This window comes from Paenibacillus sp. VTT E-133291 (assembly GCF_002264395.1).
GTDB classification, from domain to species: domain Bacteria; phylum Bacillota; class Bacilli; order Paenibacillales; family Paenibacillaceae; genus Paenibacillus_AQ; species Paenibacillus_AQ nitricinens.
The window spans coordinates 87,387-94,068 of record NZ_NFVA01000013.1 but is presented as its reverse complement, the minus strand read 5'-3'; the positions used below and the strand labels follow the sequence as shown (position 1 = coordinate 94,068).

General features: G+C 42.7%; 6 protein-coding genes. 2 read left to right on the top strand and 4 right to left on the bottom strand.

Annotated features, from left to right (window positions below; all coding sequences use genetic code 11):
* Window positions 1-299: 299 nt before the first annotated feature.
* From CA598_RS08570 to CA598_RS08565, 3 genes are all read right to left on the bottom strand, one after another.
* Window positions 300-632, bottom strand: coding sequence for a hypothetical protein (locus tag CA598_RS08570; protein WP_094876249.1), 333 nt, complete (start codon window positions 630-632; stop codon window positions 300-302).
* On the bottom strand, window positions 604-750 hold the full coding sequence (locus CA598_RS32210; RefSeq protein WP_179283617.1) for a hypothetical protein: 147 nt from the start codon (window positions 748-750) through the stop codon (window positions 604-606). The genes CA598_RS08570 and CA598_RS32210 overlap by 29 nt, the downstream gene beginning before the upstream one ends.
* Before the next feature lie 161 nt (window positions 751-911).
* Window positions 912-1,670 (bottom strand): AraC family transcriptional regulator, encoded by a 759-nt coding sequence (locus CA598_RS08565; RefSeq protein WP_094876248.1) that lies wholly within the window; start codon window positions 1,668-1,670, stop codon window positions 912-914.
* A gap of 111 nt (window positions 1,671-1,781) precedes the next feature.
* On the opposite strand from CA598_RS08565, the gene CA598_RS08560 reads away from it, so the two are divergent.
* Together CA598_RS08560 and pgmB are read left to right on the top strand one after the other, a co-directional pair.
* Window positions 1,782-4,070: a glycoside hydrolase family 65 protein gene (locus CA598_RS08560; RefSeq protein ID WP_094876247.1), complete on the top strand. Its 2,289-nt coding sequence runs from the start codon at window positions 1,782-1,784 to the stop codon at window positions 4,068-4,070.
* A gap of 20 nt (window positions 4,071-4,090) precedes the next feature.
* Window positions 4,091-4,783 (top strand): beta-phosphoglucomutase, encoded by a 693-nt coding sequence (gene pgmB / locus CA598_RS08555; RefSeq protein WP_094876246.1) that lies wholly within the window; start codon window positions 4,091-4,093, stop codon window positions 4,781-4,783.
* Window positions 4,784-4,911: 128 nt separating this feature from the next.
* Here pgmB and CA598_RS08550 read toward each other — a convergent pair whose 3' ends face one another.
* A complete protein-coding gene (locus CA598_RS08550) occupies window positions 4,912-6,630 on the bottom strand; it encodes an ABC transporter ATP-binding protein (protein WP_179283616.1) in 1,719 nt (572 codons plus the stop codon).
* Window positions 6,631-6,682: the final 52 nt, after the last annotated feature.

The following is a 6,682-nucleotide window of genomic DNA, read 5'->3' as shown; positions in this document are numbered from 1 at the left end:
TGCTGTAAGAATAAGTAGATAGCAAAAAAATAGGTTGATTATAGTGGTAGCTCCCTATAATCAACCTATTCAGTGTAACGCTTTAGTGTTATTTAGGTTATACTTTCCAAGTATTATTGTGCGTACAAACGAAATGTCGAAATCTCTATACCTGTATTACATGGATTAAGTGTGTTACTGGTTGAATAATGGGTTATTTTATAACCTCCTATGTATCTGTTAATAAAAAAATAATTACAAACTTATTGCTAACATTAACAAGTAAATCAGAATAACTCTCCTCTAATCTACATTTGAGTTCATTCATTTGAGGTAATACTTGTATATATATAAATCTCAGTGATTTTATGGCTATCAGGATCAAGAAACATTGTAACATTAGTAATGTCATTTTCCTTCCGGTTCACCTGATTAACACTGTAGATAATCTTATTCTTGTCTTCAACTCTCGTTTTTTCAATGCCGAATAAACTGCCTAAATTGATGTAATTGGGATTCCCTTTTCTAAATATCAAGACTAGATCAACTAACAAACCATCGAGAGGCTTTTCAAAGAAATCTTTTTGTAGTGCATCCCATTCATGATCAATAAAAGTAAACCAATTAGGGGTTTCTAGCTTCCCCTTTAACAATCCAGATAATATCCATTTCCTTATGCCAATGTGGTGTAGTTAATATATTGCCATCGTTCTCAATACAGCGGTACGGAAAGGCTTTATCAAGTCGTGGGAATTCCAAATAAATAGCCATCTTATCATCTCTCTAACTTAATTTAGTGGATTAATAATCTCATTTATCACGGATAAAGGCGAGTTTGGCTATTGAAGCTGAAACGTAAAAAGAGCTATCCAGTACCCAACCAGGGAAGCATGGACAGCAAATTTTAGGGATCATTAATGATTCCATTTCTCTTATTTCGTAAGTGCTCCACCGTCCCGGCGAAACTGCTTGGGGGTCAGGCCAGTGTATTTTTTAAATAACTGTGTATAGTAACTTTGGCTGCAAAATTTAAACATTAAAGCGATTTCGGAAATAGACTGATTCGTATGAATGAGGATCGACTGCGATTCCTCAATTCTACGCCGGTTGATAAATTCCGTGAGCGGCATACCCGTTTCACGCTTGAAGCGGTCGGACAAATAACTGGGATGCACACCGACATGTCCGGAAATCAAGCTAAGGTTCAAATCTTGAAACAGATGCTCGCGTATAAAATATATGGATAGATTGACAATATGTGAATAGTGAAGGTTCTCCTTCTGCTGCCGCATCACTGTGATGAATTGCAGGACCATTTCATATTCATATCGATGAAGTGCATCAAGCTCCGTCGAAGCTTCCACTGCACGGATGAACGTATCACTCAGCTGAAATGCTGTCTCAGGGTCAACACCACCGCGGATAATCGCACGTGTAAACAAGGTGCAGGATGCAATCATAGCGTTTTTCTTGGAGCGCAGCGGATATCGGGCTAGCGTAGCGGCTTCCATTGCGTTAATTCTATGCAGTGCTTCGAGTGCCCGGTTCTCGTCACCCAGTCGGATAGCTTCCAAAAGCTCATGTTCATAATCCAGCGGAGGATGGACAAATCCCTCTGTCAGATCCACAGAACGTGTGGACCAATATTCCGGTAGTTTATGTTGTCCTTTAAGTCCATAAAGTTGATCCATACTTATTAACCTCACCTAAAAATTTTGATAATATGCTAAATAATTTAGTATAATCTTAGCTCTTTCGGACTTAAAATTCAATTCATAACCATCAAGGGAGGAAACATAAGCATGAGCTGGAGCATTGCCAATCAGGGATTGTCGGCAGATACCCTACTGAATTTGGAAAGTATTTTTGCGCTGGGGAATGGATATTTGGGCGTGCGTGGCAATTTTGAAGAAGAGTATTCTGATAAAGAAATCCGCAGTATCCGCGGAACATATTTGAACGCCTTTCACGATGTGATTGACATTCCCTATGGGGAGAAGCTATTCGCCTTTCCAGGTACCCAGCAAAAACTGGTTAATATTATAGATTCCCAAGGGATAAATATTTATATAGGCGAAGATATGGAGCCGTTTGCACTTACAGCAGAGAGTGTCCTCGCCTATGAGCGTAACCTCCACCTGGACAAGGGATACTCGGAGCGTAAAATCCACTGGAAATCCCCCTCCGGTAAAGAACTCATGCTGCATTTCCGTAGACTCGTTTCTTTCACTACCCGTGAACTTTTTGCCATTCATCTGACTGTTGAGCCTGTCAATTTCACCGGTCCAATCCGGGTTGTCTCTCGTGTAAATGGCGATGTTAGCAACTATACTAACCCGAATGACCCGCGTGTAGCTGCAGGACATTCCAAACGCCTGAGCGTAGTAGCGTGCGAAGCTCGGGGTGAATATGTATGCCTGGAGAACGAGACGATGGCTTCGGCCCTGCGGACCTCCTGTGTTACCCGGCATGAATGGAAAGGTGAATGGCAGGTTGAAACTCAAGCTGGAGAAACCGATGCTACAGTGACGGCAACCGCCTCCTTGTCTGGACCACTATCGCTGACCAAATGGAATGTTTATACCGATACACTACGACATGAACAAATGCTTGTAGATACCGGTATTCAGGTACAGGAATCATTGAAGTACCTCTCATTTGAAGATATGCTGGAACAGCAGGAGCATTATTTGGCTGACTTCTGGAAGCGTTCCGATGTAGTCATTGAGAACGACTTGTCGCTTCAGGAGGGTATACGTTTCAACCTTTATCAGTTGCTGCAATCAGCCGGACGCGACGCGCATAGCAACATCTCCGCGAAAGGCTTATCCGGTGAAGGGTACGAAGGCCATTATTTCTGGGACACGGAGATTTATATGTTCCCTGTGTTCCTAATGACTTCGCCTGACTTGGCCCGGCAGCTCCTATTGTACCGGTATTCCAAGCTGGAGGAGGCAAGGGAACGTGCTAAAGAGATGGGCCATGCCCAAGGTGCATTGTTCCCATGGCGGACGATTTCAGGTACGGAATGTTCCTCCTTCTTCCCCTCCGGCACAGCTCAATATCATATCAGCGCCGATGTAGCCTACAGCTATATCCAATACCATCTGGCGGAAGAAGATGACGCCTTCTTGCTCCAATACGGCGCCGAGGTGCTATTTGAGACAGCGCGGCTTTGGATGGAGATCGGTCATTACTACGAAGGTAAGTTTCACATCGATGAAGTGACTGGACCGGACGAATACACATGTCTTGTGAACAACAACTATTACACCAATGTAATGGCCAAACATAATTTAAAATGGGCCGCACGCAGTTTTGCGCGGCTTCAAGAATATGACGAGGCTGCATTCCAAGCTTTGTGTGTGCGCCTGCATGTAACTGGACCAGAAGCAGACAGCTGGCTGAAGGCGGCGAATGCCATGCTGCTTCCTTACGACGAGAAGCTGGGCATTAATCCGCAGGATGATACTTTTTTACGCAAAGCGGTCTGGGATTTCGACAATACACCACCGGAGAAACATCCGTTGTTGCTGCATTACCATCCACTCACGCTGTACCGTTATCAGGTCTGCAAGCAAGCCGATACTGTACTCGCTCATTACTTACTGGAAGACGAGCAGTCACAAGAAACTATTCGCAAATCGTACGATTATTATGAACAAATCACTACCCATGATTCCTCCTTGTCCTCTTGCATATTCAGCATTATGGCTTCGAAGATCGGGTATAAGGACAAAGCGTATAACTATTTTATCGAGACGGCGCGGCTCGATCTCGACAATACGCACGGAAACACTAAAGACGGATTACATCTCGCCAATATGGGTGGAACGTGGATGGCCATTGTGTACGGTTTTGCCGGAACACGTCTCAAAGAAAATGGCCTTTCGCTCGCTCCGTCCCTACCTACGGGTTGGCAGAAATATAACTTTCGCCTTACCTTCCGCGGCCGCCTCATTGCTGTAACCATTCGCGAGGAAGGTGTGGAGCTTGAATTGCTAGAGGGTGAAGCCCTTGAACTTACGCTCTACGGCCAATCGGTAACTCTGGGCAACGAGAAGCCGGTAACTCAGTCGTTGCAAGCCTAATTCATAAGGAGAGATACACAGTGAATGCAACATCTCAAATTCAAGCCGTAATCTTTGATCTAGACGGCGTTATTACCGATACCGCAGAATACCATTATCAGGCTTGGGGCATGATTGCGAAAGAGCTGAGCCTCCCGTTCACCCGAGAATTCAATGAGAACCTCAAAGGTGTATCGCGCATAGCCTCACTGGAGTTGCTACTTGGACAAGCGGCAACTCCGCACACCTACTCTCCCGAAGAGATGGAGGAGATGGCGAACCGCAAAAATGAGTTTTATCAGCAGCTCATTCAGCAGGTAACCCCGGCCGATGTGCTGCCTGGTATTTCCGAATTGCTCGCCGAGCTGAAGAACCATGGAGTGAAGACTGGCATTGCCTCCGCTAGCAAAAATGCCTTTACAGTTATCCGCCTTCTAGGTATGGAGAAAGACTTCGGAGTTATTGTAGATGCCGCCAAGCTTGCTCGCAACAAACCAGACCCGGAAGTGTTCCTGACCGCCGCCGATGCACTTGGTGTAGATCCGCAATTTTGCGTCGGGGTTGAAGACGCAGTCGCCGGGGTAGAAGCGATCAGAGCGGCAGGTATGTTCGCTGTATATATCTCCTTACAGGAGAGCTTGTCCAACGCTGATATGAACTTGAACAACACTGCTGAACTTAACTACTCCGAGCTAAACCAGCAATTCGCTAATAAGAATAGAGTAACTAAATAATCAGGTATCCCAGTCTCAATATATGTAAGTCACGAACTAAGCCGGCAAGCTCCTAAAGGGAAGCTTGCCGGCTTTTGTTTGAAATATACTTTTCAGAACACCCGCTTCTGATTCCGATCATCAATAACCTATTGATAATATTGCGCTTGTGCTTTCCACATCGTGCTGTACTCCTGCTGATCTTTCAACAATTGATCATGTGGACCGTATTCGCGCAATTCACCATTGTTAAAAAGTGCGATCTTATCGCAGAATTTACAAGCAGATAAACGATGTGAGATATAAATAACAGTATGATTTGCTGCCAAAAGATTAAAGTTGTTGTACATCTCAAACTCCGCATAAGGGTCCAACGCAGCTGTAGGCTCGTCCAAAATAAGAATAGGTGGCTTTTTGAGTAAAGCCCTAGCAATTGCAATCTTCTGACTTTCACCACCCGAAAAGTCTGTGCCTTTTTCATCAAAGATTCTAAATACCTGTGTATCTAGTCCTTTGTCCAAACCTTTCATTTTTGCTTCCAATCCTACTTGATTAAGCATTTCTTCCATTTCCTTGTCCGATGTTTCGCTATCCTTCGCGCATAAGTTGTCTTTGATAGAAAATGAAAACAACTTATAATCCTGAAACACAACACCTAAGATTTTCATATATTCATCGTATCGATAATCTTGAATAGATCTTCCATTCAGAAGAATCTCTCCTTGATCAGGTTCATACAATCGGCACAGCAGTTTAATAAAAGTCGTTTTACCTGCGCCATTTTGACCTACTATAGCTAACTTCTCTCCATTTTTTATCGTCATTGATACATTTTTTATTGAATAGCTCTCGTTTCCCGCATATTTAAAAGACACATTGCAAAATTCAATCTCAACATTCATGAGTTTTTCAAGACGTTCTTCTCCGCTTTTCATTGTTGGACTTAGACTTTCAAATTCTCTAAACACCTCAATGTACTTACACATTTGGCGAAAATCAACATAAGCATTCATTCCCAGAGACACTTGCGTAGAAAAGCTATTGGCTGCGGAGATATACATAACAAAACCACCAATTTGAATTTTCCCCGTAACTACTTTCACAACCATGTAGGCGTAGATAATGACCATTTGCAATTGAAGATTAACACTGGTCAGGCCCTTATATCTCCCCACTTTTTCGTAAAGCCCTCCAAAACCACAAACGCTTTCATTATGATATACATCCACTTTATTCAGCAAATAAGGAGCCATCCCAAACAAACGGACATCTTTAGCCATGGAAAAATCAACGGCCAGTTTGGAATAATAACCAAATTTCCGATTTAGAGGAGCTAATAATTTATGAAAATTGAATTGAGCTTGTTGCGACTTTTTAAAGATAAAGGTATTAAGTACAATCATCCCAATAATCAGCACGATGATTCCAATGTTTAACGTAGAGATTAAGGCCGTTAGTCCCAATAGGGAGAGCATTGTTTGCAGCAAAATCTTCATACTATCTAGCATTTTACGTATAACATCCTGCTGCCTAATGGGAGTAAGCGCCTGTTCTTTAAGATCTAGCACTTTGGAATTCTCTAAATTCTCATAATCCAGGTTCATAATATGATTTCCAATATGTAGCTCTAAACTATCCATGACCAATAAATTGGACAGTTCAATTTGTTTAGTAAGATAACTCTGAAGTAACCCCAAGACAGCATTACCTGCCACCAAAATTCCTATCCAAAGTAGGATAATATTCATTTCGCGGCCAGCTCCCATCAATTCATCAATTAAATATTTGGGAAGGATAATGTTTATAAACGGAAAGATTGCGCTACATAGTGAAGAAACTACCATTAACGGAACATAAGATTTTGACATGGAATGTACCAGCTTCAAAAAGTAAAGGGTCACATGCCAATCCTTTTTCAGA